Annotated in this window: 20 protein-coding genes; 8 read left to right on the top strand and 12 right to left on the bottom strand. The window is 75.6% G+C overall.

What is annotated here, in order from left to right; translation table 11 throughout:
• Nucleotides 1-113 precede the first annotated feature (113 nt).
• The gene (locus FHE66_RS11575; protein ID WP_139073099.1) at nucleotides 114-1,076 is read left to right on the top strand and encodes an ABC transporter ATP-binding protein; all 963 of its coding nucleotides are present in this window, start codon (nucleotides 114-116) and stop codon (nucleotides 1,074-1,076) included.
• The gene (locus FHE66_RS11570) at nucleotides 1,073-1,813 is read left to right on the top strand and encodes an ABC transporter permease (RefSeq protein WP_139073098.1); all 741 of its coding nucleotides are present in this window, start codon (nucleotides 1,073-1,075) and stop codon (nucleotides 1,811-1,813) included. Before FHE66_RS11575 ends, FHE66_RS11570 begins: the two co-directional genes overlap by 4 nt.
• A gap of 3 nt (nucleotides 1,814-1,816) precedes the next feature.
• Here the strand turns inward: FHE66_RS11570 and FHE66_RS11565 are convergent, their stop codons facing one another.
• The 3 genes from FHE66_RS11565 to FHE66_RS11555 are packed head-to-tail and all read right to left on the bottom strand — an operon-like array spanning nucleotide 1,817 to nucleotide 5,288.
• Nucleotides 1,817-4,147, bottom strand: a complete 2,331-nt coding sequence (locus FHE66_RS11565; RefSeq protein WP_139073097.1) for a catalase — start codon at nucleotides 4,145-4,147, stop codon at nucleotides 1,817-1,819.
• A 46-nt stretch (nucleotides 4,148-4,193) separates the two neighbouring features.
• Nucleotides 4,194-4,565: a DUF5997 family protein gene (locus FHE66_RS11560; RefSeq protein ID WP_139073096.1), complete on the bottom strand. Its 372-nt coding sequence runs from the start codon at nucleotides 4,563-4,565 to the stop codon at nucleotides 4,194-4,196.
• A 42-nt stretch (nucleotides 4,566-4,607) separates the two neighbouring features.
• Nucleotides 4,608-5,288, bottom strand: a complete 681-nt coding sequence (locus tag FHE66_RS11555) for a GPP34 family phosphoprotein (protein ID WP_176554750.1) — start codon at nucleotides 5,286-5,288, stop codon at nucleotides 4,608-4,610.
• Between the two features lie 109 nt (nucleotides 5,289-5,397).
• On the opposite strand from FHE66_RS11555, the gene FHE66_RS11550 reads away from it, so the two are divergent.
• Nucleotides 5,398-6,144, top strand: a complete 747-nt coding sequence (locus FHE66_RS11550) for a LysR family substrate-binding domain-containing protein (RefSeq protein WP_139073094.1) — start codon at nucleotides 5,398-5,400, stop codon at nucleotides 6,142-6,144.
• A 116-nt stretch (nucleotides 6,145-6,260) separates the two neighbouring features.
• A complete protein-coding gene (locus tag FHE66_RS11545) occupies nucleotides 6,261-6,461 on the top strand; it encodes a hypothetical protein (RefSeq protein WP_139073093.1) in 201 nt (66 codons plus the stop codon).
• On the opposite strand, the gene FHE66_RS11540 is transcribed toward FHE66_RS11545, so the two are convergent.
• Nucleotides 6,458-7,666, bottom strand: a complete 1,209-nt coding sequence (locus tag FHE66_RS11540) for an RNA polymerase sigma factor (RefSeq protein WP_139073092.1) — start codon at nucleotides 7,664-7,666, stop codon at nucleotides 6,458-6,460. The two genes, FHE66_RS11545 and FHE66_RS11540, sit on opposite strands and share 4 nt — an antisense overlap.
• Nucleotides 7,667-8,023 carry a YciI family protein gene (locus tag FHE66_RS11535; RefSeq protein WP_139073091.1) on the bottom strand — a complete coding sequence of 119 codons (357 nt, stop codon included), beginning with the start codon at nucleotides 8,021-8,023 and terminating at the stop codon, nucleotides 7,667-7,669. It lies immediately after the preceding gene.
• Nucleotides 8,024-8,175: 152 nt separating this feature from the next.
• On the opposite strand from FHE66_RS11535, the gene FHE66_RS11530 reads away from it, so the two are divergent.
• Nucleotides 8,176-9,945 (top strand): alkaline phosphatase D family protein, encoded by a 1,770-nt coding sequence (locus FHE66_RS11530; protein ID WP_255303706.1) that lies wholly within the window; start codon nucleotides 8,176-8,178, stop codon nucleotides 9,943-9,945.
• Here the strand turns inward: FHE66_RS11530 and FHE66_RS11525 are convergent, their stop codons facing one another.
• From FHE66_RS11525 to FHE66_RS11510, 4 genes are all read right to left on the bottom strand, one after another.
• Nucleotides 9,946-10,788, bottom strand: a complete 843-nt coding sequence (locus FHE66_RS11525) for an SDR family oxidoreductase (protein WP_230976567.1) — start codon at nucleotides 10,786-10,788, stop codon at nucleotides 9,946-9,948.
• Between the two features lie 79 nt (nucleotides 10,789-10,867).
• Nucleotides 10,868-11,734: a carbohydrate ABC transporter permease gene (locus tag FHE66_RS11520; protein ID WP_139073090.1), complete on the bottom strand. Its 867-nt coding sequence runs from the start codon at nucleotides 11,732-11,734 to the stop codon at nucleotides 10,868-10,870.
• Nucleotides 11,734-12,672: a carbohydrate ABC transporter permease gene (locus tag FHE66_RS11515; protein ID WP_168202666.1), complete on the bottom strand. Its 939-nt coding sequence runs from the start codon at nucleotides 12,670-12,672 to the stop codon at nucleotides 11,734-11,736. Before FHE66_RS11515 ends, FHE66_RS11520 begins: the two co-directional genes overlap by 1 nt.
• Nucleotides 12,669-13,931, bottom strand: a complete 1,263-nt coding sequence (locus FHE66_RS11510; protein WP_176554749.1) for an ABC transporter substrate-binding protein — start codon at nucleotides 13,929-13,931, stop codon at nucleotides 12,669-12,671. Before FHE66_RS11510 ends, FHE66_RS11515 begins: the two co-directional genes overlap by 4 nt.
• A 133-nt stretch (nucleotides 13,932-14,064) precedes the next feature.
• On the opposite strand from FHE66_RS11510, the gene FHE66_RS11505 reads away from it, so the two are divergent.
• On the top strand, nucleotides 14,065-16,218 hold the full coding sequence (locus tag FHE66_RS11505; RefSeq protein WP_255303704.1) for an alpha-galactosidase: 2,154 nt from the start codon (nucleotides 14,065-14,067) through the stop codon (nucleotides 16,216-16,218).
• Between the two features lie 73 nt (nucleotides 16,219-16,291).
• On the opposite strand, the gene recD is transcribed toward FHE66_RS11505, so the two are convergent.
• Genes recD through recC form a run of 3 tightly spaced genes read right to left on the bottom strand, consistent with a single transcriptional unit; the run spans nucleotide 16,292 to nucleotide 24,839 of the window.
• Nucleotides 16,292-18,169 (bottom strand): exodeoxyribonuclease V subunit alpha, encoded by a 1,878-nt coding sequence (gene recD / locus FHE66_RS11500; RefSeq protein WP_230976566.1) that lies wholly within the window; start codon nucleotides 18,167-18,169, stop codon nucleotides 16,292-16,294.
• Nucleotides 18,166-21,504 carry a UvrD-helicase domain-containing protein gene (locus tag FHE66_RS11495; protein WP_139073087.1) on the bottom strand — a complete coding sequence of 1,113 codons (3,339 nt, stop codon included), beginning with the start codon at nucleotides 21,502-21,504 and terminating at the stop codon, nucleotides 18,166-18,168. Before FHE66_RS11495 ends, recD begins: the two co-directional genes overlap by 4 nt.
• Complete coding sequence (gene recC, locus FHE66_RS11490) at nucleotides 21,501-24,839, bottom strand: exodeoxyribonuclease V subunit gamma (RefSeq protein ID WP_139073086.1); 3,339 nt, start codon at nucleotides 24,837-24,839, stop codon at nucleotides 21,501-21,503. The genes FHE66_RS11495 and recC overlap by 4 nt, the downstream gene beginning before the upstream one ends.
• Before the next feature lie 81 nt (nucleotides 24,840-24,920).
• Between recC and FHE66_RS11485 the strand changes: the two genes are divergently transcribed.
• Both FHE66_RS11485 and FHE66_RS11480 read left to right on the top strand, forming a co-directional pair.
• Nucleotides 24,921-26,213 (top strand): D-arabinono-1,4-lactone oxidase, encoded by a 1,293-nt coding sequence (locus FHE66_RS11485; RefSeq protein WP_139073085.1) that lies wholly within the window; start codon nucleotides 24,921-24,923, stop codon nucleotides 26,211-26,213.
• On the top strand, nucleotides 26,213-26,530 hold the full coding sequence (locus FHE66_RS11480) for a DUF1905 domain-containing protein (RefSeq protein WP_139073084.1): 318 nt from the start codon (nucleotides 26,213-26,215) through the stop codon (nucleotides 26,528-26,530). The genes FHE66_RS11485 and FHE66_RS11480 overlap by 1 nt, the downstream gene beginning before the upstream one ends.
• Nucleotides 26,531-26,539: the final 9 nt, after the last annotated feature.

Raw genomic sequence — 26,539 nt, 5'->3', positions numbered from 1 at the left:
TGTCGTTGCCGAAATGGTTCCCGGCAAGGAAGGCATACCTCACGTGTCGGGCGTCACTCCCCTCCGTCGGCGCCGTTCCCGGGGCCCCCGTGGGCGCCGTCTACCCTGGGCCCGTGCCCACCGACTCCCCCGCGCTCCTCGTCGCGGACCTGCGCAAGCGCTACGGCGACCGTGACGTCGTCACCGGGCTGAGCCTGCGTGCCGAGCGCGGGGAGCTCACCGCCGTCCTCGGCCCCAACGGCGCCGGCAAGACGACGACCATCGAGTGCTGCGAGGGCCTGCGCCGCCCCGACGGCGGCCGGGTCGCCGTCCTGGGCCTGGACCGGTCCGCCCCCGAGAACGCCCCCGAGCTGCGCCGCCGGGTGGGCGTCATGCTCCAGGAGGGCGGGCTGCCGCTCTCGCCCCGCGCCGTCGACGTCCTCGAGCACGTCGCACGGCTGCACGACCGCCCCGGCGCGGCCGCGCCGCTGCTCGAGCGGCTCGGTCTGACGGCGGTCGCCCGCACGCGGGTGCGTCACCTCTCCGGCGGGCAGCGCCAGCGTCTCGCACTGGCCTGCGCGATCGTCGGGGAGCCCGAGCTCGTCTTCCTCGACGAGCCGACGGCCGGCCTCGACCCCCAGGCGCGCCTGGCGGTGTGGGACCTCGTCCGCTCGCTGCGCGAGGCCGGGACCTCGATCGTCCTCACCACCCACCTCATGACCGAGGCCGAGGACCTCGCCGACCGCGTCGTCGTCGTCGACCGCGGGTCGGTCGTGGCCGCCGGCACGCCCGACGAGCTGCGCGGGACGCCGCACGTGCGCGTCGTCGTCCCACCGGGCGCCACGGCAGCGGCCGTCGCCGCGGACCTCGGGTCCGCGCTCGCCGCACACCCGCGACTGGTGACCGCCCTCGAGGGCGGCGACGTCCTCGTGCGCCACGGCGACGGGGGCGACCTCGACACCGCCGACCTCGCCCTCGTCGCCACCGCCCTCACGCGCGCCGGGCACCGGGCCGCCCAGGTGGCCCTCGCCCGCCCCACGCTCGAGGACGCGTTCCTCGCGCTCACCGGCCGCGAGCTGCGGAGGGAGGCCGCATGAGCGCCACCGCCCGCCGGGTCTGGGCGCAGACCCGCTTCGAGACCGTCGCCGTCCTGCGCAACGGCGAGCAGCTGGTCCTCATGATCCTGCTGCCCGCCATCGCGCTCGTCGTCCTCACCACCACCGACCTCGTGCCGCTTCCGGAGCCGCGCGCCGACGCCGCTCTCGGTGGCGCGCTCGCGATGGCGGTGGCCTCCTCCTTCACCTCCCAGGCCATCGCGGTGGCCTTCGACCGGCGCTGGGGCGTGCTGCGGATGCTGGCGACGACGCCGCTCGGGCCGCGCGGCCTGCTCGCCGGGAAGCTCGGTGCCGTCCTGCTCGTCCTCGGCGTGCAGGTCCTCACGCTGCTGGGCGTGGCGCTGGCCGTCGGGTGGCGCCCGGACGGCGTGACCGCTGCTCAGGTCGGGGGCGGGGCCGTGCTCATGGTCGTGGGGACGGGGGTGTTCGTCGCCTTCGCCCTGCTCCTGGGCGGGACGCTGCGGCCCGAGGCGGTGCTCGCCATCGCCAACCTGCTCTTCGTCCTCATGGTCGTCGGCGGGGGCCTGCTGCTCCCGCTCGACACGCTGCCCGCACCGCTCGCCGCCGTCGCGGCCTACCTGCCCCCCGGCGCACTGGGTGAGGCACTGCGCACCCTGTGCACCGTGGGGCAGGTCGACCTGGTCGCGCTCGGTGTCCTCGCGGCCTGGGCCGTGGCGGGCGGGCTGCTCGCCACGCGCTCCTTCCGCTGGGACGCCTGAGCCCTAGACGCGGACCGGGAACCGCTCCCACACCCGGTGGGCGGCGAGGAGCTCGCGCACACCCTCGAGGACGGCGGCCGGGGAGTCCCCGGTCACCACGCCGGGGCCGGTGATGCCCGCCTCGGCGAGCACGGCGCTGCCCTGCCCCCACGCGCCGACCGCCTTGGAGTGACGGAAGGCCTCGGCGACGAGCATGGTGACGCGCGGGTCCACGGACGCCGCCCGCGGCTCGCCGCCGGCCTTCGCGTCGTGGGCCGGGGTGGCGTCCGGACCGGGCGCGGGGGCGCCGGCGAGGACGACGGCGTCGAGCTCGACCGACCGCGCGGTCAGGAAGGTGCGCTGGACCGGGAACGGCGCGCCGGTGGCGTCACCGAGCATCCCCCCGTGCGGCGCGATGACGAGCGGCACCATGCCCGCGGCGTCGATCGCCTCCCGCAGCTCACGCACGCCGTCGAGGTCGCTGGACTCGTCCGCGACGATGCCGATGCGGCGTCCGTCGGTGGGCCAGGCCTTCCCGATCATCGACAGCGACGGGCTCACCACGACGTCGTCGGCGAGCGGGATCGTCGCCTCCGGGGCGGGCAGGCCCAGCCCCTGCGCGACGAGGCGGCACAGCTCGGGGTCGATGTTCGCCAGGGCGAGGAGCTGACGCTCCTTGACCGCCTGCTCGTAGCACTTGCCGAGCTCGAAGGTGTACGCCTGGACGATCTGCTCCTGCTCGAGCGGCGTCATGCTCAGCCAGAACATCCGGGCCTGGCTGAAGTGGTCGTCGAAGGACTCCGGGGCCCGGCGCTCCTTCACCGACGCCGCGACCGGCTCGGGCACCTCGACGTAGCCGCCGCCGTCGGCCCCGATGGTGAACGGGCAGCCGCCGTCGATGCTGTTCGGCTTGTAGTGCGAGGCGTTGCCGACGTGGACCGCGTCCTGGTGGAAGCCGTCGCGGAGCATGTCGTTGACCGGCACGTGCGGCCGGTTGACCGGGATCTGCGGGAAGTTCGGCCCGCCGAGCCGGGTGAGCTGGGTGTCGAGGTAGGAGAAGAGCCGGCCCTGGAGGAGCGGGTCGTTGGACACGTCGATGCCCGGGACGAGGTGGCCGGGGTGGAAGGCCACCTGCTCGACCTCGGCGAAGAAGTTCGTCGGCGTGCCGGTGAGCGTGAGCAGGCCCACCGGCTGGACCGGCGCGAGCTCCTCGGGGACGAACTTGGTCGGGTCGAGGAGGTCGATGCCGTGGAACATCTGGTCCTCGGTGTCCGGGAACGTCTGGATCCCCAGCTCCCACTGCGGCAGCGCACCTGCCTCGATCGCGTCGTAGAGGTCGCGGCGGTGGAAGTCCGGGTCGGCGCCGGCGATGAGCTGGGCCTCCTCCCACACGAGCGAGTGGGTGCCCAGGCGCGGCTTCCAGAAGAACTTCACGAGCGTCGTCGCGCCGTCGTGGGCCACGAGGCGGAAGGTGTTGACGCCGAAGCCCTCCATCGTGCGGTAGGTGTGCGGGATGCCACGCCCGGACATGAGCCACATCGTGTGGTGCTGGGCCTCGGTGTGGATGGAGACGAAGTCCCAGAAGGTGTCGTGGGCGCTCTGCGCCTGCGGGATCTCGCGGACCGGCTCGGGCTTCACCGCGTGGACGACGTCGGGGAACTTGATCGCGTCCTGGATGAAGAACACCGGGATGTTGTTGCCGACGAGGTCGAAGTTGCCCTCCTCGGTGTAGAACTTCACCGCGAAGCCGCGGGTGTCGCGCACCGTGTCCGCCGAGCCGCGCGAGCCCTGGACCGTGGAGAACCGGACGAACACCCGGGTCTCGGCACCCTCCGCGAGGAACGCGGCGCGCGTGACGGGCGCGGCGTTGCCGTAGGACTGGAAGACACCGTGGGCACCGGTCCCGCGGGCGTGGACCACGCGCTCGGGGATGCGCTCGTGGTCGAAGTGCATGATCTTCTCGCGCAGGTGGTGGTCCTGGAGGAGCACCGGGCCGCGCGCGCCGGCCTTGAGCGAGTGGGCGGTGTCGTACAGCCGCACGCCCTGCGCCGTCGTCAGGTAGGCGCCGTCCTGGGCGCGTGCGTCCGGCGGCGCGCCGGTGTCGCGGCCGGTCGGTGAGACCGGGGCAGGAGCCTGCTGCTCCGGCTTGGGCGGCAGCGGCTCACGCGGCTCGGTGGGCTCGGCCACCGTCGGCGGCTCGCTGCCCGGCGCGCCGGGGATGCGGATGCCCCCGGCCGCGTCCTTGGCGGCGTGCGCCACGCCGGCGACGGCGTCCTTCGCGGCGTGCGCGGCCGACGCCGCGGCGTCGGCGAGCTTGTCGGTCGTGCTGCGGTCCGGATCCTGTGTCTCACTCATGCGGGCGAGACTCGCAGAACCGACAGGTGTCGGCATCCGGAGGGGGTCAGCCCTCCGCGGACCGCCGCTCCTTGAGGCGCGCCTCCTCGGCACGGACCTTCGCCTGGGTCTCCCGCTCGGCCCGCAGCCACTCCGGCCGGGCCTCGAGGAGCTCCTTGATCTGCTCGGTGGTGAGCGGCTCGGTGACGCCGGCGCGGGCGAGCCCCGAGGCGGACACCCCGAGGCGGCGGGCGACCTCCTGGCGCGGGTGCGGACCGTTGCGGCGCAGGTCACGCAGCCACTCGGGCGGGTCGGCCTGCAGCTCGGCGAGCTCCTCGCGGGAGATGTCCCGGCCCTGGAAGTCCTCCGGGGTCGCCGAGAGCAGCACCCCGAGCTTGCGTGCGGCGGTCAGGGGCTTGAGCATCTGCGGCGTGGCCATGCCCGCAGGATATCGGCTGCGCGGGGGCGCCCGGGCCGCCCGTCAGGAGCCGGAGCCGGAACCCGCACTCGCGACGGCGACACCGAGGACGGTCATGATCGCGGCGTTCGCTCCCGCGATGGCGTCACGGACCGCCCTGCCCGCCCACTCCCCCTCCGCGATCCCGCGTGCCCGAGCGGTGAGCTCGCGCCGGGTGAGGCCGAGGGAGTCCGGCGGCTGGACCTTGTGGACGGCGCCGACGGCGAGCAGGAGGGAGACGAGCGCGGCCAGACGCGGGTCGCCGGTGGTCCCGGTGCCGAGCGCCTGCGCCAGCCGCGCGCGGACGGACTCCTCGTGGGCGGGCTGCACCGTCGGCCAGGAGCGGGAGGGGAACAGACCGAGGACGCGGCGCTCGTCGGCGTCGAGGATCCCGGCCTCGACCAGCCGGGCGTAGACCTGCTCGCGGGTCCCCCGGCCGAGGGCGGTGACCGCGCCCTGCGGCCGGCGCCCCTCCTTGGCCGTGAGGGTCGCGAGCGCGTCGTCGAGCAGCGGCTCGCCGGTGGGGCTCGCGTCGAGGACGGTGAGCCGCCCCGAGCGTCCCGGCGTCACGGTGACCCGCTCGCGCAGGGCGAGCTCGACGAGCAGCGCGCCGCCGAGGCCGACGTCCGCCTCGGGGCCGGAGACGAGCAGGCGTCCGGTGTCGTCAGCGGTCAGGCACAGGAGGAGGTCCTCGACGATGAGCATGGCCGTCATCCTGCCCGACCCGGCCGCGCCGCGCCCGGTGTCCGCGGCCGCTGCGGACGCGGCGGCCCGATAGTCTCGCGACGTCCCGTCCCCGTGCTGAGGAGCCCCGATGGCCGAGCCTTTCCGAGTCGGCTTCGTCCCCGGAGTGAGTCCGGGCAAGTGGCTGGGCAAGTGGGAGGAGCGGCTGCCCGACTCCCCGCTGGCGCCCCGGCTCGTCGAGGTCGAGGAGCAGCGCGAGCTGCTCACCGGGGGCGAGCTGGACGTGTGCTTCGTGCGTCTGCCGCTCGAGCGCGAGGGCCTCCACCTCATCCCCCTCTACACCGAGGCCCCGGTGGTCGTGGCCGCGAAGGACCACCCGCTCACCGCGTTCGACGAGCTCGACGTCGCCGACCTCGCCGGAGAGCACCTCCTCCAGGACCCGGCCACCTGCCCCGCGTGGGCCGCCGTCGCCGACGAGGTCCGCGACGGGACACGGGTGGAGACACCCCCGATGACCCTCGAGCAGGCCGTCGAGGTGGCCGCGAGCGGGGCGGGCGTGCTCATCGTCCCCATGTCCCTGGCGCGCCTGCACCAGCGCAAGGACGTCCGGTACCGGCCGCTCACCGGGGTGGAGGGCTCCGGCATCGGGCTCGCCTGGCTGGTGGACAACGAGGACCCGCGCGTCGAGACGTTCATCGGCATCGTCCGGGGGCGCACCGAGCGCAGCTCGCGCCAGCCGGTCGACGACGGCGCGCGTCCCCGCGAGGAGCCGCGCCCGTCCGCTGCCCGCGGCGGGGTGGCCCAGCCCGGTCGCGGACGGGGTCGCAGCGGACCACGACGCCAGGGGCCTCCGGGCCGACGCCGCGGCGGCCGCTAGCCCTCGGGGCTGCCGGGCGACTCGTCCGCGAAGAGCCGCGCGAGCAGGGGCACGGACTCCATGCCGTAGGTGACCCCTCCCACGACGCCGCGCACCCGGTCGTGTGTGACGGGCGCGTGGTCTGGGCACCGCAGGCCGAGGGGCCGCCGGAGTCGGTGTATGTGCTGGACACCGCGCGCGGCACGGCGTCGGTCCTCCCGCTCGGCCCGTACACCGGCGAGCTCACCTGCGGCGGACCGTTCCTCGGCTGGACCGAGGTCCGGCAGACCGGCGGCGGTGAGGTGCGCACCGTCGTCGTCGCCCGCTGGGCGGACTAGAGCTCGGCGGCGCGCGCCCGGAGGAAGTCGCGTTCCGCGGCGTTCCCGGCGTGGCCCGCCGCGGCGGCGTACTCCACCGCCGCCTCCGGCCCGCGGCCGAGCCGGCGCAGCAGGTCCGCGCGCACGGCGTGGAAGGGGTGGTACCCCTCCAGCGCGAGCTGGTCGACCACCCCGAGCGCCGGCCCCGGTCCCGCCACCTCGGCCAGCGCGACCGCCCGGTTGAGCGCGACGACGGGCGTGGGGGCGAGGGCGAGGAGCCGGTCGTACAGCGCGAGGACCTGCCGCCAGTCGGTCCGTCCGGCGTCGGGAGCGTCGGAGTGGACGGCGGCGATCGCGGCCTGCAGCTGGTAGGGCCCGGGCCGCCCGAGCCGCAGGCACTGCCGCACGAGCTCCTGCCCCTCGGCGACGAGCCGCCCGTCCCACCGTGAGCGGTCCTGCTCCGCGAGCGGGACGAGAGCGCCGTCGGGCGCCGTCCGGGCGGGACGGCGGGCCTCGGTGAGGAGCAGGAGGGCGAGCAGGCCGCGGGCCTCCGGCTCGTCGGGCATGAGCTCGACGAGCAGCCGGGCGAGGCGGATCGCCTCGGCGCACAGGTCGGTGCGCACGAGGTGCTCCCCCGAGCTCGCGCCGTACCCCTCGTTGAACACGAGGTACACGACGGCGAGCACGGCGCGCAGCCGCCCGGGCAGCTCGCCGTCCGGGGGCACCCGGTAGGGGATGCGCGCGTCGCGGATCTTCGCCTTGGCGCGCACGAGGCGCTGGGCCATCGCCGGCTCCCGGACGAGGAAGGCGCGCGCCACCTCGGCCGTGGTCAGCCCGCCGAGGAGCTTGAGGGTGAGCGCCACCTGCGCCTCCGGGGCCAGCGCGGGGTGGCAGCAGGTGAAGACGAGGCGCAGCCGGTCGTCGGGCACGGTGTCCTCCTCATCCGGCTCCTCACGGGTGTGCAGCAGGGCGGCCTGGGCGTGCCGCGCGTCGCGGGTGGCCTCGCGGCGCAGCCGGTCGACCGCCCGCCGGCGGGCCGTGGTGATGAGCCAGCCCGCCGGGCTGGGCGGCAGCCCGGTCAGCGGCCACCGCTCCAGGGCGATGACGAAGGCGTCCTGGGCCGCCTCCTCGGCGAGGTCGATGTCCCCGAGGCGGCGGACCAGGGCGGCGACCACGCGGCCGTACTCCGCGCGGAAGACCCCCGCGACGTCGTCGGCCGTGGCCACTCAGCCCTCCTGGAAGGGCCGGACCTCGACCGGCAGGGTCGTCGCCCGCGCCAGCCGGCCGCCCCAGTGGAGCGCGGCGTCGAGGTCGGGGACGTCGACCACCGTGAGGCCGCCGAGGTACTCCTTCGCCTCGGCGAACGGGCCGTCGGTCGTCACGACGTCCTCCCCCTGGGTGCGCAGGACGGTGGCCGTCGTCGGGGCGTGCAGGCCGCCGTCGAAGACCCACACGCCCTCGCGGCGCATGTCCTCCTTGAGGGCGGTGACCTCGCGCATGATCGGCTCGAGGACCTCGGCGCCCGGGAACTGGTCCATCGTCTCGCCGTAGGGCTGGTAGATGCTCAGCAGGTACTGGCTCATCGTCGTCTCCGTGTCTCGGGACGCCGGCCGGTCCGGCGTCTCACCATGTACACGAACGGGCTCGCCCGGATTCGACAGCCATCCTGCCCGCGCCGCGCCGCGCGTGCCGCCGAACAGGGCCGGGGACCTCCCGTGGGCGGCACACTTGGCCCATGGCCCCCTCCCTCGTGCTCGGACCCATGCTCCGCCGCACCGAGCCGACGTCCGCCGCCGTCTGGGTCGAGACCGACGCCGCGGCGACCGTCACCGTCCGCCTCACCGACGACGGCGCGACGTGGCGGGCGCCGACGTTCGCCGCCCACGGTCACCACTACGCGCTCGTCGAGCTCACCGGCCTCGAGCCGGGGCGCCGCGCCACGTACGAGGTCCTCCTCGACGACGTCGTCCGTTGGCCCGAGGCCGACTCCCCCTTCCCCCCGAGCACCGTGACGACCCCGGGCGACGGGGACCCGGTGCGGCTCGCGTTCGGCTCGTGCCGCACGAGCGTGCCGCACGACGCCACCCACCACCTCAGCCACGGCGTCGACGCCCTGCGCACCTACGCGCTCGCCCTCGCCGACGGGGAGACCGGGCCGTTCGACGCCGCCCCCGACCTGCTCCTCCTCCTGGGCGACCAGGTGTACGCCGACGCGACGAGCGAGGCGATGCAGGAGTTCATCGCGGCGAGGCGCGACATCACCGAGGAGCCCGGCGAGGAGCTCGCCGACTACGAGGAGTACGCGCACCTGTACCGCCTCGCCTGGGGCGAGCCCGCGCTGCGCTGGCTGTGGTCCTGGCTGCCCTCGCTCATGATCTTCGACGACCACGACGTGCGCGACGACTGGAACACCTCGGCCGCGTGGCGGGCGCAGATGGCGGCGACGTCCTGGTGGCACGGGCGCATCGTCGCGGCGCTCGGGTCCTACTGGGTCCACCAGCACCTGGGGAACCTCTCCCCGACCGAGCGGGCCGCCGACCCGCTGTGGCGCGAGCTGCAGCGCCGGCAGGACACCGACCCGTCGGCCGAGGTCGACCTCACCGACGCGCTCGACGCCTTCGCCGAGCGGGCCGACGTCGAACCGGCGAGCTACCGGTGGAGCTACACCAAGGACCTCGGGCGCTCCCGGCTCGTCGTCGTCGACTCGCGCGCGGCCCGCACCCTGGACCCGGGTGAGCGCGCGATGCTCGACCGCGCCGAGCAGGACTGGCTCGACGAACGGCTCACCGGCGACGTCGAGCACCTGCTCGTCGCGACGTCGTTGCCCTTCCTCCTGCCGATGGGCCTGCACCGGGTCGAGGCGCTGAGCGAGGCGGTGGCCGAGGGGCGCTTCGGACGGCGGGCGGCGCGCGCCGGGGAGAAGGTGCGCCAGGAGATCGACCTCGAGCACTGGGCGGCGTTCGGGAAGAGCTTCGACGCCGTCGTCGGCATGGTCACCGAGGTCGCCGAGGGTCGGCGCGGCGGGGCGCCGGCGTCGGTGCTGTTCCTCTCCGGTGACGTCCACTTCTCCTACATCACCGAGGTGCACCGGGAGTCCGGCTCCCGCATCCTCCAGCTCGTGTGCTCCCCCATCCGCAACCCGCTGCCCGGTGCGCTGCGCGCGTTCGCGGCGCTCGGCTCGCACGCCGCCCGGCCGCTGGGGACGGTGCTGCGCCTGGCCGGGATCGCCGAGCCGCCGTGGCGGTGGCACGGGATCGCCGGCCCGTGGTTCGACAACAACCTCGCGGTGCTCGAGATCGCCGACGGCCGGCTGCGTACCGAGTGGCTCGGCGGCCGGGTCGCCGGTGGGCCGGAGGACCGGCCGGGGCTCCAGGTCGTGGCGAACCTCGAGCTGGACGTGCCCCCGGCCGGCACCGCGCACCTGCGGCCGCTCGCCGCGGTCCACCCGGACGGGCGGCAGGGGCTCGTCGCCCGGCTGCGGCGACGGCTCACCCGCCGCCGCTGATCAGCTCGCCTCGGGCTTGGCGCGCAGCGCGCTCATCTTCTTGGCGATGAGCTCGGTCGTGCGGCGCGGCATGAGCCGCGAGAGACGGTCGACCATGCGGGCGTCGGAGCCGATGGTGGCCCGGTAGGCGCCCTTCTCGACGGCGGCGACGATCTGGCGGGCCGCCTCCTGCGCCGTCGTCAGCTTCATCTTCGACCCGCTCGCGTCGCTGCTGCTCCCCATCGACACCCCGGAGTTCTGCGTGATGTTCGTGGCGATGGCGCCGGGGAAGATCACCGTGACGGCGACCGGTGTCTCGAGCAGCTCGGCGTACAGCCCCTCGGTGAACAGCTTGACGGCCGCCTTGCTCGCGCCGTACGTCGACTGCCCGGGGACCGGGGACAGCCCGCCCATGCTCGCGACGTTGACGAGGCTGGCGGCGGGCCGCTCGAGCAGGTACGGCAGGAACGCCTTGGACATGTGGACCACGCCCCAGAAGTTCACCGCCATGACCTTCTCGATCTCCTCGTAGGCGAGGTCGTTGACGGGGACGAAGCGCTGGATGATGCCGGCGACGTTGAGCACGCCGTCGACCTGGCCGTGGGCGGCGACGACCGCCTCGGGCAGTGCCTCGACGGCGGGACGGTCCGCGAGGTCGACGACGTGGGTGCTCAGCCGGGTGCTGCGGGCCATCTCGGCGGTCTCGGCGAGGGCGGCCTCCCCGATGTCGACGGCCGCGACCTCGGCCCCTCGGGCGAGCAGCTCGAGGGTGACGGCGCGTCCGATGCCGTTGCCGCCCCCGGTCACGACGAATACCTTGCCCGCGATCTCCATGACGTCCTCCAGATGTGGCCCCCGGTGCACGGGCCGGACCTCGACCCGTGAGGATCGTCTCGCGGGCGTTATGAGCCGGTCCGGGCCGATGGTCCTGCCGCCCGGCGCGTCACTTGATCGCCCCGCGCGTGACGCCGGAGATCACCCACCGCTGGGCGACGAGGTAGACCACGAGCAGCGGCAGCATCGCCATGAGGTAGGAGGAGAACGCGAGGGTGTAGTCGGCGCTGAACTGCCCCTGGAAGACGTACTGGGCGAGCTGGATCGTCGCGCCGTCGGGGTCGGAGATGATGACGAGCGGCAGGAGGAAGTCGTTCCACGCCCACACGCAGGTGAGGATGCCGACGGTGGCGTTGATCGGTGACAGGAGCGGGAAAACCACCTTCCAGAAGACGCCCCACGTGCTCGCGCCGTCGATCCGCGCGGCCTCCTCGAGCTCGACGGGGATCGAGCGGATGTAGGCGGTGTAGAGGAAGACGTTGAAGGACAGGCCGTAGACCGTGTAGAGCAGGATGAGCCCGGCCTGGTTGTCCAGCCCGAGGATCGCCGCCTGCTTCGCCGCCGGGAGCATGAGCACCGGGAACGGGATGAACAGCGCGGCGATGAAGTAGTAGAAGAGCGCCTTGAACAGCGGCCGGTGCATCTGGCGGGCGATGGCGTAGGAGACCATCGAGTTCGTCACGAGCGTGAGGACGACGGCGCCCACGGTGATGAACGCGGTGTTGAGCGCGCGGGCCGGGAAGTCGATGGTGCGCCACGCCTCGGCGAAGTTGCCCCACGCCCACTCGGTGGGCAGGGAGAACCCGGTGCCGCCGAGCTGGTCGGGCGTCTTGAGGGCGGTGACGACGGTGAAGTACAGCGGGACGAGCACGGTGAGGGACAGCACGCACAGGAGCGCGGTGAGCCACCAGTTGACGCCCCCGGCGCGGCGGCCGCGGCGGCGGCGGCGCGGCGGTGGCATGGTGACGGCGGACATCAGGCGCTCACCTCCTCGCGTCGCAGGACGCGTAGCTGGAAGAAGGCGAAGGCGACGATGACGATCATGAAGACGACGGCGTTGGCGAGCTGGTAGCCGTACTCCCCGCCCTCGAAGCCGCCCCGGTAGATGAGGACGCCGATGGACTCGGTGGACGTGCCCGGCCCGCCGCCGGTCATCGCGATGATCTGGTCGAAGACCTGGAGGAAGTTCTTCAGCGCGAGGACGACGTTGATCGTGAAGAAGCCCCAGATCATCGGCAGCGTGATGCTCCAGAACCGGCGCCACGGCCCGGCGCCGTCGATCGAGGCCGCCTCGTGCAGGTCGGCGGGCACGGTCTGCAGGCCGGCGAGGTAGATGATGATCGTGAACGCCGCGCCCTGCCAGACCGTCATGACGACGATGCCGAGCCACGCGCGGTCGGGGTCGGCGAGCAGGGAGCTGCTCAGCGCCTCGATGCCCAGGGCCCGCCCGATCGTCGGCAGCGACTGGTTGAGCATGTAGGAGAAGACGTAGCCGATGACGAGCAGCGCGAGCACGTAGGGGATGAAGTACACCCCGCGAAGGGTGTTCTTCAGCCTGATCCGCGCGTTGAGCCCGAGCGCGATGAGCAGCCCGATGACGTTGACGAGCACCGTCGTCACCGCGGCGAACTTGAAGGTGAAGAGGTAGGCGTCGACCACGCGGGGGTCGGAGAAGAGCGCCGCGTAGTTCGACAGGCCGATGAACTTCCACGCGCCGTAGCCCGGGGAGTCGGTGAGGCTGAAGAAGATGCCCTGGAGGACCGGGATGGTGTGGAGGACGAAGAAGAGCACGAACGCCGGCAGGACCATCCAGTAGTAGGCCCGGTCCAGCCCGCGGGCGCGGCGCGTCGTGGGCGGACCGGCGGGTGCGTCGGCGGCTGCGTCGTCGCGGGTGGGGGTGGACGAGGTGGTCACGAGTCCTCCACCGCCCCCAGGCCCCACGTGCGGCGCTGCGCCACGCGGTCCCAGTTGTCGTCCAGGCCCTCGAGGAAGGCCTCGGCGTTGCGGTCGATGAGGTACTGCTGGAGCAGCGGGCCGAGCGGGATGGCCTGGATGAACTGGTGGTCGGTGAAGCCCACGATCCGTCCCTCCTCGATGTAGGACTGGATGCCGGCGAGCGCCGGGTCGTCGTTCCTCAGGCCCTCGAGGGTGGGGATGGCGACCTGCTGCTCGGCGTACTCCTCCACGAGCTCGGGCTCGAGGAGGAAGGCGAGGAACCGGTCGACCTCCTCGCGGTGGGGCGTGTCCACGGAGGCGGACAGGACGACGTCGACGCCGGAGACGAGCGTCGTGCGTGCCGGGTCGTCGGTGGCGGGCAGGGCGAAGGTGCCGACGGTGAACTCGGGGTCGAAGGAGCGGATCTGCGGGACGGCGTAGCTGCCGATGAGGAGCATCGCCGACTCCCCCGCCGCGAACGCGCGGGTGCCCTCCTCGTAGCCGAAGGCCGCCGGGTCGGGCTGCGTGTACTCGAAGAGGGTCCCCTCCTTCTCGATCGCCTCGGCCCAGCCGGCGAGGAACGTCACCTCCCCCGCGAACCGGTCCTCGAAGAACCCCTCGGGCTGCGTCTGGGCGGTGAGCGGGGCGAGCGGTGACTGCGCCGTCCACGCGTCGGCGAGCATGCCGAAGAACGGGTAGATACCCTCGCCCTCGAAGTACTGGGCGGTCTCGATGAGCTCGGTCCACGTCGTCGGGACCTCGCGCCCGTGCTCGGCGAACAGCTCGACGTTGTACAGGACGCCGGAGGCGTTGGCGGCGAACGGGATGCCGTTGACGGCACCCGGGGTGTCGGCCCCGAGGCTCTGGACGACCTCGACGTAGGCGGGGGTGATGCCGTCGAGCAGCGGGCTGTCGGCGAAGTCGGCGAAGACCCCGGCGGAGGCGAACTCCCCGAAGGTGCCGTTGCCGTTGAAGGTGAGGACGTCGGGCGCGTCCTCCTTGACGAGCCGGATCCGCATCGCGGTCTCCGCGCTCGGCACGTTGTCCACCGTCACCCGGATGTCCGGGTTCTCCTCCTCGAAGCGGGCGGCGGCCTCGGTGAAGAAGTCCACCGCCTCCGGCTTGAACTGGAAGAAGACGATCTCGGTGCGGCCCTCGCCCGAGGCTCCGGAACAGGCCGCGAGCGCGAGGGAGGCCACGACGGCCCCGGCCGCCACGGTGCGCGTCGCTCTGGTCACTGCGGTCCCCCCGGAAGCAGCCCTGCCTTGGACGATGCCCATTATCCGAGGACGGGTGTCGCCCGCCACCGGAGGGCCCGGCCCTGGCCTGCGCGCCCGTGCGGCCGGCGGTGAGGCGCGGTACAACGGCCGGGTGAGCAACGCGGGGACGGTCCACCACCTGCGCGCGGGCGGGACGTCGGTCGTCCTCGCCACCGCCGGCACCGCGCTGCCCCAGGTCCTGCACTGGGGACCCGACCTGGGCGACGTCGACCGCCACGTGCTCGTCGACCTCGTCCGGGTGAGCGAGCCGCCGCTCGTCTCGGGCCAGCTCGACGTCGTCGTCCCCCTCGCGCTCCTCGCCGAGCACTCGAGCGGCTGGATGGGGACCCCCGGCCTCACCGGCCACCGCGCCGGCACCGACTTCAGCACGGCCTTCGTCGTGCGGTCCCTCGAGGTCCAGGACCCGGCGCCGCAGGACGACGTCGCCGCCCGGGTGCGGGTGGAGGCGGCCGACGACGTCGCGGGGCTGCGCATCGGGATCGTCCTGGAGCTGCTGCCCTCCGGGCTGCTGCGGATGCGCGCGTCGCTGCGGAACGAGGCACCGGGGGTGTTCGACGTCGGCTCCCTCGACCTCGCGCTGCCGGTGCCGCGCTCGGCGGCGGAGGTCCTCGACCTCACCGGCAGGCACCTGCGCGAGCGGGCCGTCCAGCGCCACGAGCTCACCCTCGGCACCCACCTGCGCGAGTCACGCCGGGCGCGCGGGCACGACGCGAGCCTCGTGCTCGCCGCGGGGGTCGCCGGGTTCGGCCACCGGTCCGGTGAGGTGCACGCGGTCCACGTCGCCTGGTCGGGCAACACCCGGTGCTACGCGGAGCGGACGAACCTCGGCAGCTCGATGCTCGCCGGCGGGGAGCTCCTCCTCGCCGGGGAGGTCCGGCTCGCCGAGGGCGAGACCTACACCGGACCCTGGGTGTACGCCTCGCACGGTGAGGGTCTGGACGAGCTCGCCGAGCGCTTCCACCGATTCCTGCGTGCCCGGCCCGAGCACCCCCGCTCCCCGCGGCCCGTGACGCTCAACGTGTGGGAGGCCGTGTACTTCGGGCACGACCTCGAGCGGCTGTCCGAGCTCGCCGACGTCGCGGCCGCGATCGGCGTCGAGCGTTACGTCCTGGACGACGGCTGGTTCGCCTCGCGCCGGGACGACACCTCCGGCCTGGGCGACTGGTACGTCTCCCCCGACGTGTGGCCGCAGGGCCTGGCCCCCCTCGTCGACCACGTCCACGCGCTCGGCATGCAGTTCGGGCTGTGGTTCGAGCCGGAGATGGTCAACCCCGACTCCGACCTCTACCGCGCCCACCCGGACTGGATCCTGTCCGCCGGGGGCCGGGTGCCGGTGCCGGCCCGTCACCAGCAGGTCCTCGACCTCGCGAACCCCGCGGCGTACGACCACGTGCGCACCCGGCTGCTCGCGGTGCTCGCCGAGCACGAGATCGACTACGTCAAGTGGGACTACAACCGCGACCTCGTCGAGCCGGGGCACCAGCCGACCGGGCGGGCGGGGGCGCACGAGCAGACCCTGGCGGTCTACCGCCTGCTCGAGGAGGTGCGGGCGGCGCACCCCGGCCTGGAGATCGAGTCGTGCGCCGGCGGTGGGGGCCGCGCCGACCTCGGCATCCTCGCGCGCACCGACCGCGTGTGGGCCTCGGACTGCATCGACCCGCTCGAGCGCCAGCTCATCGAGACGGGCACGCGGCTGCTGATCCCGCCCGAGCTCATCGGCTCGCACATCGGCTCGCCGGTGAGCCACGCGACGGGCCGCGCGCACAGCCTCGACTTCCGGGCGGGGACGGCGTTCTTCTCCCACCTCGGCATCGAGTGGGACGTGCGGACGGCGAGCCCGCAGGAGCGCGAACGGCTCGCCGAGTGGGTTGCGGCGCACAAGCGTCACCGCCGGCTGCTCCACACCGGGACCGTCGTCCACGCCGACCACCAGGAGCCGTCGCTGTGGGTGCACGGCGTCGTCGCGCCGGACCGGCGGGAGGCGATCTTCGCCGTCGTCCAGGCGCGTACGCCGGTGGCCTCACCGGTGGGGCGCGTGCGGCTGCCCGGGCTCGCCGACGACCTCACCTACCGGGTGGCGCCGCTGCCACCCGGAGACGTCACCACGGGCCGCGCCGGCCACGGGCCCGCGCCGTGGTGGGACGAGCCGGCCGTGCTCACCGGTCGCGTGCTCGCCGCCGTCGGGGTCCAGGCCCCCGTCCTCAACCCCGAGCAGCTCGTCCTCCTCCACCTCACGACGCCCTGAGGCGTCCCCGTCTCCCGCACGCCCAGCCCGTGCAGGATCCAGCGCTCGGCGGGATGGGGCGCGGGCCGGGGTCCTACTGGGGGTGCATGAGACCGCTGGCGCGGCGGACGGGGCGGGCGACGGCGGCGCGGACGGCCTCCTCGCTGCCGACCACCCGGACCTTGCGCCGGGCTCGGGTCACCGCGGTGTAGAGCAGCTCACGGGTGAGCAGCGGGGAGGCAGGCTCGGGCAGGACGAGGGAGACGGTGGCGAACTGGCTGCCCTGGGCGCGGTGGACGGTCATCGCGTGGACGGTCTCCACCGGCGGGAGGCGGTGCGGGCGGACGCGCACCGGCTCGTCCGGGTCCCCGAGGACGGCGACGACGCCGCCCGCGCCGTCGGCGACGAGCACGCCGGTGTCGCCGTTGTACAGGCCGGTGCCCCGGTCGTTGGCGGTGACGAGCAGCGGGCGCCCCAGATACCAGGGCCCCTCGGGGGTGAGGTGGGCGGCCTCGGTCACCCAGTCCTCGACCTGCTCGGCCCAGTGCGCCACGCCCGCCGGCCCGCGCCGGTGGGCGAGGAGCAGCCGGTGCTCCTCGAGCGCCGCCAGGGCAGCCCGCTCGTCCCCGGCCCGGGCGGCGGCGAGCACCCGCTCCCCCGCGGCCACCGCGTCCGCGCGCAGCCCGGCGACGTCGGCGTCCGACGGCCACTCGCCGCGCGGCTCGACGAGCTCGACGTCCGGCAGGCCCGCCCGCAGCACACCGAGGGCGGCGTCGACGTCACCGGCGCGCACGGCCTCGGCCAGGGCGGCGATGCCGGCCTCGAAGCGGTGGACGGTCTCCAGTCGCACGACGCCGTTGCGCAGCGCGCCGAGCGCGGGCCCGTCGGCCGGCAGGTCGCCGGGCAGGACGGCGCGCAGCGCGCCGGGCAGCGCGTCCGCGACGGCCGGGCGGGCGACGAGGTCGCCGAGCACCGCCCCGGCCTCGACCGAGGCGAGCTGGTCCGGGTCGCCGACGAGGACGAGCCGGGCGTCGGGCCGCAGCGCCTCGAGCAACCGCGCCATGAGGGGCAGGGACACCATCGAGGTCTCGTCGACGACGACGACGTCGTGCGGCAGGTGGTGGCGCGCGTGGTGCCGGAACCTCGTCGAGCTGCCCGGGCGCCACCCGAGCAGCCGGTGGATGGTCATCGCCTCGGGGCTGCCGACCGCGGCCTGGTCGGCCGGACCGAGGCGGGCGAGCTCTGCGCGGACCGACTCGTGGAGCCGGGCCGCAGCCTTGCCGGTGGGCGCGGCGAGCGCGGTCCGCAGCCCGGGGCCGACGGTCGCCTGGAGGGCGGCGAGCATCCGGGCGACGGTCGTCGTCTTGCCGGTGCCCGGCCCGCCGGTGAGGACGGTGAGCCGGCTCGTCACGGCGGCGGCGGTGGCCAGGCGCTGGCGCGCGTCGGCCGGCGCGGGGAAGAGCCGGCGGACCGTCTCGCCCAGCCTCGGGGGCGGTGCGGCGAGCGGTGCGGCGAGCCGGGCGTCGACCTCGCGACGGACGAGCTGCTCGTCGCGCCAGTACCGGTCGAGGTAGAGCCGTCCGTCGACCCAGCGGGCGGGCCGGTCGGCCGGGCCGTCCACCCCGACGGCGACGAGCGGGCTGGTCGTGACCGCCGCGTGCCACGCGTCCGGCTCGGGGAGCTCGGCGGCGGGGCCGGGGCCGGCGTCCCACTCGGCGGCCAGGGCGTCGAGCTCGTCCAGGCGCACGCACACCGAGCCGCCGCGCACGGCGCGCACGGCGAGGGCGACGGCGAGGAGCACCCGCTCGTCGGCCTCCCCGGTGAGCCGCCCGAGCCGCCGGGCGACGTGCACGTCGGCGGCCGAGACGGTGCCGGCGGTGTTGTGCCGTCGCAGCAGGTCCGGGGCCCGGATGGCGAGGCGGGCGTCGCCGTCGGTGGGCGGTCCCCCGGCCCACTCCCTCACGGCGCTCACCGCTGCCCCTCGAGGAGGTCGGAGAGCTCGACGACGAGCGCGGCCGGCGGCCGCCACGCCATGACCCCGGTGGGCGCCTCGCCGAGCACCGGGGCGTGCGGGCCGCTCATCCCGCGGACGAAGAGGTACAGGCCGCCGCCGAGGTGCCGGGCGGGGTCGTACCCCGGCTGGCGCCAGCGCAGGTAGCGGTGCAGCGCCGCGAGGTAGAGGAGCAGCTGCAGCGGGTAGTGGGCGGCCATCATCGCCTCCGCGAGGGCGGCCGGCCGGAAGTGCCACGCGGTGAGCGGCTCGTCCCACGGCGCGAGCCGGTTGGTCTTGTAGTCGACGACGAGGTAGCGCGGCTCCCCGGTCTCGTCCCGAACCCGCAGGACGGCGTCGATGCTCCCGGTGAGGTACCCGCGCAGGTGGGCGGGACCGAGCCCGGTGAGGAGGTCGGCGTAGCGGGCGAGCGGGTCGTCCGCCGGCAGGTGGCGGCGCAGCAGCGCGGCGAGGTCGGGCAGGGTGGCCCCGGCGCCGGTCGGGGCGTCCCCGCCGGCGAGCGGCAGCTCGAAGGAGAGCTCGGGGAGCCGGTCGCCGGGCGCGACGTCCGCGAGGGTGCGCCCGCCGGCGGCCGGGCCGAGCGGGGTGCGCAGGACGGCGAGGAGCGCCTCGGCGAGCTCCTCGGGCTCGACCCCGGGCATCCGCATGCCCTCGGCGCACCGGCGGCGGAGCTCGGCGAGGAGGTCGGGGGCGGCGGTGTCGACGTGCTCGAGGACGTCGTGGACGAGGGTGCCGAAGGTCGTGCCCGCGGGCATGTCGCCCAGGGGCAGCGAGATCTCCCGGGCAGCCTCCTCGGCCGGCGTCACCGCCGACCCGGTGACGTCGACGTCCACCTCGTCGACGGTGCCCGGCGACTCGGGCTCGGGCCCACCCGCGTGCAGCCACTCGTGCGCGGCGGCGGTGAGGCCGGAGTAGGACAGCCGCCGCCACGTCTGGTCGACCGACCGGCGCAGCGTCCCGACCGACAGCGCGGGCGGCTCGCCGGCGGGCGGCACCCAGCGGCCCGGGGCGGGGGCGGCGGTCACCGGCTCGACCGCGACCGTGCCGCCCGACCGCTCGGCCAGCGCGGCCAGGCGCGCGGCGACGACGTCGTCGGCCGGGGTGGGGACGGTGCGCGGAGGGACCTCGCCGGGCGCCCGCTCGGCGAGGAGCAGCCGGCTCAGCGGCCCGGACGCGGAGTTGCGGGTGGGCGCCCACCAGGTGACGACCTGGCAGGCCGCGCGGGTGAGGGCGACGTAGAGCAGGCGCAGGTCCTCCCCGCGCTCCTCCTCGGCGTGCCGCTCGCGCAACGCCGGGTAGGCCGGGTCCTCGCTGCCACCGACGTGCAGGACCCGGCGGCCGTCGTCGTCGTGCAGGCGCAGCACGGCCGGGGTGCGCGACTCGAAGCGGTCCCACTCGTAGGGGACGTAGACGACCGGGAACTCCAGGCCCTTGCTCGCGTGGATGGTGACGACCTGGACGGCGGCGGCGTCGGTCTCCAGCCGTCTGCTGCGCTCCTCGGCGTAGTCCTCCGGCGCCTCGGACACGCGGCTGCGCAGCCAGTCGGTGAGGGCGGCGACGCCGTAGCGGTTCTCGACGGCCGCGAGGTGGAGGAGCTGGCCGACGTGGCGCACGTCGGTGAGCCGGCGCTCCCCGTCGGTGCCGGCGAGCAGCCGGCCGGCGAGCCCGTCGGCCTGCAGCGCCTCGACGAGGGCGGCCACTCCCCCGCCGGACAGGAGCTCGGCGTAGCGTCGGACGGTGTCGGCGAGCCGGTCGCGCTCGTCGTCGCCGGCAGTGGCGAGTCTGCGCGCGTCCCAGCCGACGAACGGGGTGAGCGCGAGCGCGGCGGTGCGCCCGGCGTGACCGGGCTGCTCGAGGGCGGTGAGGAGGGCGAGCCAGTCGCGGGCGGCGGGCGTGCCGAACACGCTGGAGAGCCCGGAGACGACGGCGGGCACCCCCGCGGCGACGAGCGCGTCGCGCACCGCCGCGGCGTCGGCGTTGCGGCGGCACAGGACGGCGACGTCGCCGGGCGCGAGGGACCGTGTTCCGTGGCCGGTCCCCAGCCGGGTGTCCTCGAGCTGGCGGACGACGTCGGCGGCGACGTCGGCGGCGATGAGCTCGCGCACCTGGGCGACGGCGGGGTTGCGGTTGCCGCGCTTGCCGAAGGGCTCGCGGGTCACCTGCCGGATGCGCACGGGCGCGCCGCCGACCAGACGCCGCCCGGTGTGCTCGGCGTCGACGGGCCGCACGAGGATGTCCGGGTCGCCGAGCGCGGCGCCGTCGAAGAGGGTGTCCAGGCCGCGCAGGAGCGGCTCGTCCGCGCGCCAGCTCCGCCCGAGGGTGGCGGTCGCGGTGGCCTCGGCGCGGGCGGCGAGGTAGGTGACGACGTCCCCGCCGCGGAAGGCGTAGATCGCCTGCTTGGGGTCGCCGATGAGGACGAGGGTGCGGTGGCCGTGGAAGGCGGTGCGCAGGATCTCCCACTGGACGGGGTCGGTGTCCTGGAACTCGTCGACGAGGACGAGGGAGTAGCGCGAGCGGACCCGCTCACTGGCGGCCGGCCCGGTGACCGGGTCGGTGAGGGCGTCGCGCAGGACGAGGAGGAGGTCGTCGTAGTCGCGCAGCCGCCGCTGCCGCTTGCGCCGGGCGGCCTCGGCGACGACGTCGCGGGCGAAGGCGTGGCGGTGCCCGGGCAGGGAGTCGGGCGGCGCGTCGGCGGGGGCGAGGGCGGCGTGCGGGTCCCCGACGGCGGCGCGGGCCACCTCGCGGGCGGCGGCGACGGTGAGCGGCGGGTGGGGGTCGCGGCTGTAGCGCTGGAGGTAGCGGTCCGCGACGACCTCCTCGCGCAGGTCGCCCGGGTCGGCGAGAAACGACGTGTCCGGGTCGACGTCCGCGGCGATCCCCAGGGAGGTGAGCATCTGCTCGCAGAACCCGTGGGTCGTGGTGATGGTGGCGGCGTCGAAGTCGGCGACGGCGGCGTCCAGGCGCGCGCGGCGGCGGACGAGCTCGGCGTCGTCGACCGCGGCGAGGTGGCGCACGACGGGGTCATCCGCGTCCCGGGCGCCGGGCTCGCGCAGGGCGCGGGCCGTGCCGACGAGCCGCTCGCGGACGCGGTCGCGCAGCTCGGAGGTGGCGGCCCGCCCGAAGGTGACGACGAGGACCTCGGCGAGGCTCGCCACGCCCTCGGCGACGTAGCGGGTGGTGAGGGCGGCGATCGTCCACGTCTTGCCGGTGCCGGCGCTCGCCTCGAGGACGGTGGTGCCGCTGGGCAGCGCGCCGCACACGTCGAAGACGTCGGGCCGGACCTGGAGGGAGCTCATGCGCGTGCCATCTCCTCGTGGTCGAGCAGCGGGTCCCAGACACGCCGGGTGAGGGCCCCCAGCCGCAGCCGTTCCTCACTCCCCCAGGCCCGTTCGGCCTCGCCCGCCTCACCGGCGACCTGGCGGAGCGAGGCCCCCTCCCCCCAGCACAGGGCGTGGTGGGCGTCGACGGACTCGTAGGACTCGCGCCACGTGCGCTCGGCGTCCTCGAGAGCCTGCTCGACGGTGTTGCCCGCCAGCCGCGAGGTCGCGTACACGCTCGCGGTGGCGACCGGCAGGGGCAGCGGCTCGCGTCGTGCGAGCTCGCGGATCTCGACGAGCCGGGCGAGGTGGGCGGCCGGGTCGGCCGGTGCCCGCAGCTCGGCGAGGGCGGCGCCGGGGCGGGTGCCGGGGGGCCGGCCGATCGTCACGGCGCGCCACTGCCGGCCGGGATCGGTGGCGGCGAGGGCGAGCAGCTGGACCCACGCCCGCAGCCGGTGCTTGGCACCGAGCCTGGAGTAGACGGCGCGCACGACCGTGTCGCCGTGGACGCCGGGCACGGTGCCGGACACGACCTGGCCGGTGGGCAGGACGGCGGCGACGTCCACGGCGCGCGCCTCCCCGGTGGCGCGCTGCCGCGCGACGGCGGCGAGCGGCTCGACCCGGCCCGCGACGTCGAGGAGGACGGCGCGGCCGAGCTCCTTGGGCGGGACCTGCCCGCGGCGCCACTCCGCGTTGAGGGCGTGGACCGGGTCCACCCCGGCCAGCCCGGCGGCGAGCAGCCGGTCACCGAGCTGCCACGTGTCGAGCGGCCCGAGCTCCAGGGGCAGCTCGTCGGCCACGTCATCGACCTCGCCGGCGAGGGACACGCCCAGCCGCTCGCGCAGGAACCACTTGACCGGGTGCTCGAGGGCCGCGACGAGGTCGTCGAGGTCGAGGTCCGCGGCGGGCGGCTCGGCCGGCAGCAGCGCGCTGAGGAAGGGGGCGCGCCCGGCGCGGGGCGCACGGGCGGCCAGCGCTGCGCGATGGGCGAGGACGTCGAAGCTGAACGGACCGGGTCGTCCGAGCGCGCCGCCGGTGAAGTTGCGCTCGTCGACGTGCTGCAGCGGGTGGTGCACGACGACGTGGTCGCGCACGCTGCCACCCTCCGGGACGACGGTGGCGGCCGCGAGGGCGTCGAGCAGCTCACCGACGGGCACGGCGGGCGGCTGCATGGCACCGGTGCGGTCGTCGGCGCCGCTGTGGAGGAGGACGAGGCGCTCCTGCGCCGCCGTGATCGCGTCGAGGAAGATCTGCCGGTCCTCGCTGCGCCGGTCGCGCTCCCCGACGAGCGGGGCGCGCTGGAGGAGGTCGTCGCCCTCGGCGGTGGCGCGGCGCGGGAAGGCGCGGTCGTCGAGGCCGAGGAGGCACACGACGCGGTGCGGGACGGCGCGCATCGGCTCCAGGGAGCAGATGGTGAGCGCGCCGGTGCGGAAGCCGGCCCGGGTGGGGCGTCCGCGAAGCCTCCTGCCCAGCAGGGCCCGGACATCGGGCAGTCGCAGGTCGGTGCCCTCGTGCGTGGCCCCGGCGACGCGGACGTCGGCGAGGACGGCGCGCGCGTGCGGTTCCTGCCAGGCATCCTCCGGGGCGGTCTCGGCGAGGAGGGTGAGGGCGTCCTCGAGGGCATCGAGCCAGACCGTGAGCGGGCGGGTGCCGGTGAGCCGGGCGAGCACCGCCGCGAGCCGGTCGAGCAGCTCGGCCAGGCGGCCCGCGAGCTCGATGTCGGTGCTGTCGACGTCGTCGAGCGGGAGCGCGGCGCCGACGAACCGGTGGTCCTCCTCCGCCATGGCTGCCCCGAGGAGGATCCGGTCCAGGGCCATGTCCCAGGTGCCCTGGCGCAGGTCGGGCAGCCCGAAGCGGGCGCGGCGGGTGACGTCCTCGCCCCAGTGGGCGCCGGCCTGCACCGCCCACTCGCGCAGCCTCGCGAGGTCGGCGTCGTCCAGGCCGAGGCGGTGGCGGACGGGCGCGGAGGCGGCGAGGTCGAGCACCTCGGAGGCGGTGACCCTGCCGTCGGCCATCTCGAGGAGGGTGGCGAGGAGGTCGAGGAGCGGGTTGACCTGGCGCGGGGACCGGTCGGCCAGGCTCACCCGGAAGGACCGGCCCGGGTGGGCGTGTGTCTCCCCCTCGGGGACGGGGGCGAACGTCGCGGCGAGGAGCGGGGCGTAGGCCTCGATGTCCGGGCACATGACGAGGACGTCGCGCGGCTCGAGGCCGGGGTCGTCGGCGAACAGGCCGACGAGGACCTCGCGGAGCACCTCGACCTGCCGGGCCCGGCCGTGGCAGGCGTGGACCTGCACGCTGCGGTCGTCCGGCGCGAGGAGGTGCTGGGCCGTGCCCGGGGAGTCGGCGCGGAGCTCGCGCTGGAGGACACCGAGCAGGGTGGCGGGCGGCGCGGGGGCGGGGTGGTGCTCGTCACTGCCGGCCACGCCGCGCAGCCGGTGACCGAGCTCGGCGACGTCGCGACCGAGGGAGGCGAGCAGCGGGTGGCGCGCCGGGGAGCGGTGCTCCACCCGCCGCAGCGGCCGCGCCGCCCGCGGCGCGGCGGCCTGCCACAGCGCCGGGGACGGGTGCGGCAGCCACAGGTGGACCTCGCGGTGCTCGGCCAGCGCCTCGAGCACCCGCAGCTGGGCCTCGGGCAGGTGGGTCGGCCCGAAGACGGAGAGCCGGGCGGGCAGGGCGGCCAGGTCCGGCCGCGCGCGCAGCGCGGCGAGGGCGTCGGGCAGCCGTTCGGCCGGGCTCGGCTCGCCGACCGCGGCCCGCACCTGCCGCCACAACCGGGGCTGCCAGGCGAGGTCGGCCGGAACGGGCGCGCCCGCGCCGTCCTCGTCGCGGCCGGCGGCCCAGGCGGTGAGGAGGTCCGGCCGCTGGGCGGCGTAGCGGGAGAACAGGCCCGCGAGGCGCCCGGCGAGGGCGAGGCGCCGGCCGCGGCGCAGCTCGTCGTCCTCCTCGCCGAGGTAGCGGGCGACCGGGGCGAACCACGGCTCGCGCGCGGCGGCGTCGAGCGTCTGGAGGACCGGCCAGGTGAGCCGCTCGCGGTCCCAGGGGTCCTCGTCCGGGTCGCGGGCGAGCACGCCGGCGAGGGCGGTGGCGACGAGCCGGGCGGGCGGGTCGAAGGACACGTTCGCGCACACGCCGGCCCGGTCGCCCGGTCCCGCGCCGAGGTGGTGGGACAGGCGCTGGGCGAGCCAGCGCTCGACCCCGCGGGTGGGCACGGCCACGACGTCGGGGGCGAAGGGGTCCGCGGGCGGTTCGGCGAGCACGGCGGCGAGCGGCGCGACGAGCGCGTCGGCGCGCTCGGACCGGTGGACGTGCAGCACGGCCGGCCTCCTTCCCCTGGGACGCTGCCACCCTACGGCGACCCACCGACACGGCGACGCGTGTCCGGCTAGCGTGTGCGGGTGGAACCGCTGCTGACCTGGGCCGGCAACCGCGCCTACGCGGGCACGCTCGTGCACCCGGGCTCCCTCGACGAGGCCGCCGACGTCGTCGCCCGCTCCCGGCACGTGCGCGCCCTGGGCAGCCGGCACGGGTTCAACGACGCCGCGGACTCCCAGGGGGCGCTCGTCAGCCTCGACCGCCTCGCCTACCGCCACCCGGGCAGCAGGACCGGCCCCGACGACCTCACCGGCGGCCCCGAACCCCGCCTCGACCCCGCCACCGGGCACGTGTGGGTCCCGGCGGCCACGCGCTACGCGGACCTCGCCCTGTTCCTCGCGGACCACGGCCGGACCCTGCCGAACTTCGCCTCCCTGCCCCACATCACGGTCGCCGGGGCGGTGGTGACCGCCACCCACGGCTCGGGGACCGGCAACCCGGTGCTCGCGGCCTCGGTGGTCGGGCTGGACCTCCTCCTCGCCGACGGCACCGAGCGCCGGCTGCACCGCGACACCGACGGCGACGTCCTCGACGGCGCGACCGTCTCCCTCGGCGCCCTCGGCCTCGTCCACGGCGTGACGCTGGCGACGGTGCCCGCGTTCGACGTCGCGCAGACCGTCTACGGCCCCCTCCCCCTCGCCGGGCTCGTCGAGGCGTTCGACGAGGTCAGCGCGCTGGGCTACTCGGTCAGCTGCTTCACCACGCTCCGGGGCCCGGACGTCGAGACGGTGTGGGTCAAGCGGCTGGCGGACGAGGGCATGCCCGAGGAGGTGCTCGGGGCCAAGGCGCTCACCTCCCCCGTCCACCCCATCCCGGGCGTCGACCCGGCGAACTGCACCCCGCAGGGCGGGGTCCCCGGCCCCGCGGCGGACCGCCTCCCCCACTTCCGGGCGGAGGGGATGCCCAGCGCCGGCGCCGAGATCCAGTGCGAGTACCTCGTGCCGCGCGAGGAGGCACGCGCCGCGCTGCGCGCCCTCGCCGGCCTGGCTCGCCCGCTCGCCGGGCTCCTCCAGGTCTGCGAGGTGCGCTCGGTGGCGGCCGACCGCGCCTGGCTGAGCCCGATGCACGACCAGCCGTGCGTCGCCGTCCACCTCACCCTCGTGCGCGACGTCGAGCGCGTGGCGGCGGTGCTGCCGCTCGTCGAGGCGGCGTTCGCCCCGCTCGGCGGCCGGCCCCACTGGGGCAAGGTGTCCGCCGCCGACCCGGCCCGGGTGCGCGGGCTCTACCCGCGGCGCGCGGACTTCCTCGACCTCGCCCGCACGCTCGACCCGGAGCGGAAGTTCACCAACGCGTTCGTGCGGCGCTGGGTGGGCTGATGGCCGCCCTCGAGTTCGACGCCGAGCTGTGGCTGTGGGACGCCCGGGCGACCGACGCCTGGACGTTCGTGTCGCTCCCGCCGGAGCTCGCGGACGAGGTGCTCGAGCGCGCCGAGGGGTTCACCCGCGGGTTCGGGTCGGTGCGGGTCGAGGTGACCGTCGGGACGACGACGTGGCGGACCTCGCTCTTCCCGTCGGCCGCGGCACGCACCTACGTCCTCCCGGTGAAGCGGGCCGTGCGCCGGGCCGAGGGCCTGGAGGTCGGGGACACGCTGCGGGTGGCGTTGCGGCTGCTCGACGTCGGACAACCGGACTAGCGACGACCC

The organism is Georgenia sp. 311, from assembly GCF_006151955.1.
Classification (GTDB): Bacteria; Actinomycetota; Actinomycetes; order Actinomycetales; family Actinomycetaceae; genus Oceanitalea; species Oceanitalea wutianyii.
The sequence above is the reverse complement of the archived record's forward strand: the minus strand, read 5'-3'. Positions and strand labels throughout refer to the sequence as shown.

Coding starts and splice junctions, on each gene's coding strand:
- FHE66_RS11550 (WP_139073094.1), top strand. CDS start 5,398: ATGGCCGAGCCTTTCCGAGTCGGCTTCGTCCCCGGAGTGAGTCCGGGC.
- FHE66_RS11570 (WP_139073098.1), top strand. CDS start 1,073: ATGAGCGCCACCGCCCGCCGGGTCTGGGCGCAGACCCGCTTCGAGACC.
- FHE66_RS11560 (WP_139073096.1), bottom strand. CDS start 4,565: ATGGCCACGCCGCAGATGCTCAAGCCCCTGACCGCCGCACGCAAGCTC.
- FHE66_RS11520 (WP_139073090.1), bottom strand. CDS start 11,734: ATGTCCGCCGTCACCATGCCACCGCCGCGCCGCCGCCGCCGCGGCCGC.
- FHE66_RS11535 (WP_139073091.1), bottom strand. CDS start 8,023: ATGAGCCAGTACCTGCTGAGCATCTACCAGCCCTACGGCGAGACGATG.
- FHE66_RS11495 (WP_139073087.1), bottom strand. CDS start 21,504: ATGAGCTCCCTCCAGGTCCGGCCCGACGTCTTCGACGTGTGCGGCGCG.
- FHE66_RS11480 (WP_139073084.1), top strand. CDS start 26,213: ATGGCCGCCCTCGAGTTCGACGCCGAGCTGTGGCTGTGGGACGCCCGG.
- FHE66_RS11530 (WP_255303706.1), top strand. CDS start 8,176: ATGGCCCCCTCCCTCGTGCTCGGACCCATGCTCCGCCGCACCGAGCCG.
- FHE66_RS11555 (WP_176554750.1), bottom strand. CDS start 5,288: ATGCTCATCGTCGAGGACCTCCTCCTGTGCCTGACCGCTGACGACACC.
- FHE66_RS11565 (WP_139073097.1), bottom strand. CDS start 4,147: ATGAGTGAGACACAGGATCCGGACCGCAGCACGACCGACAAGCTCGCC.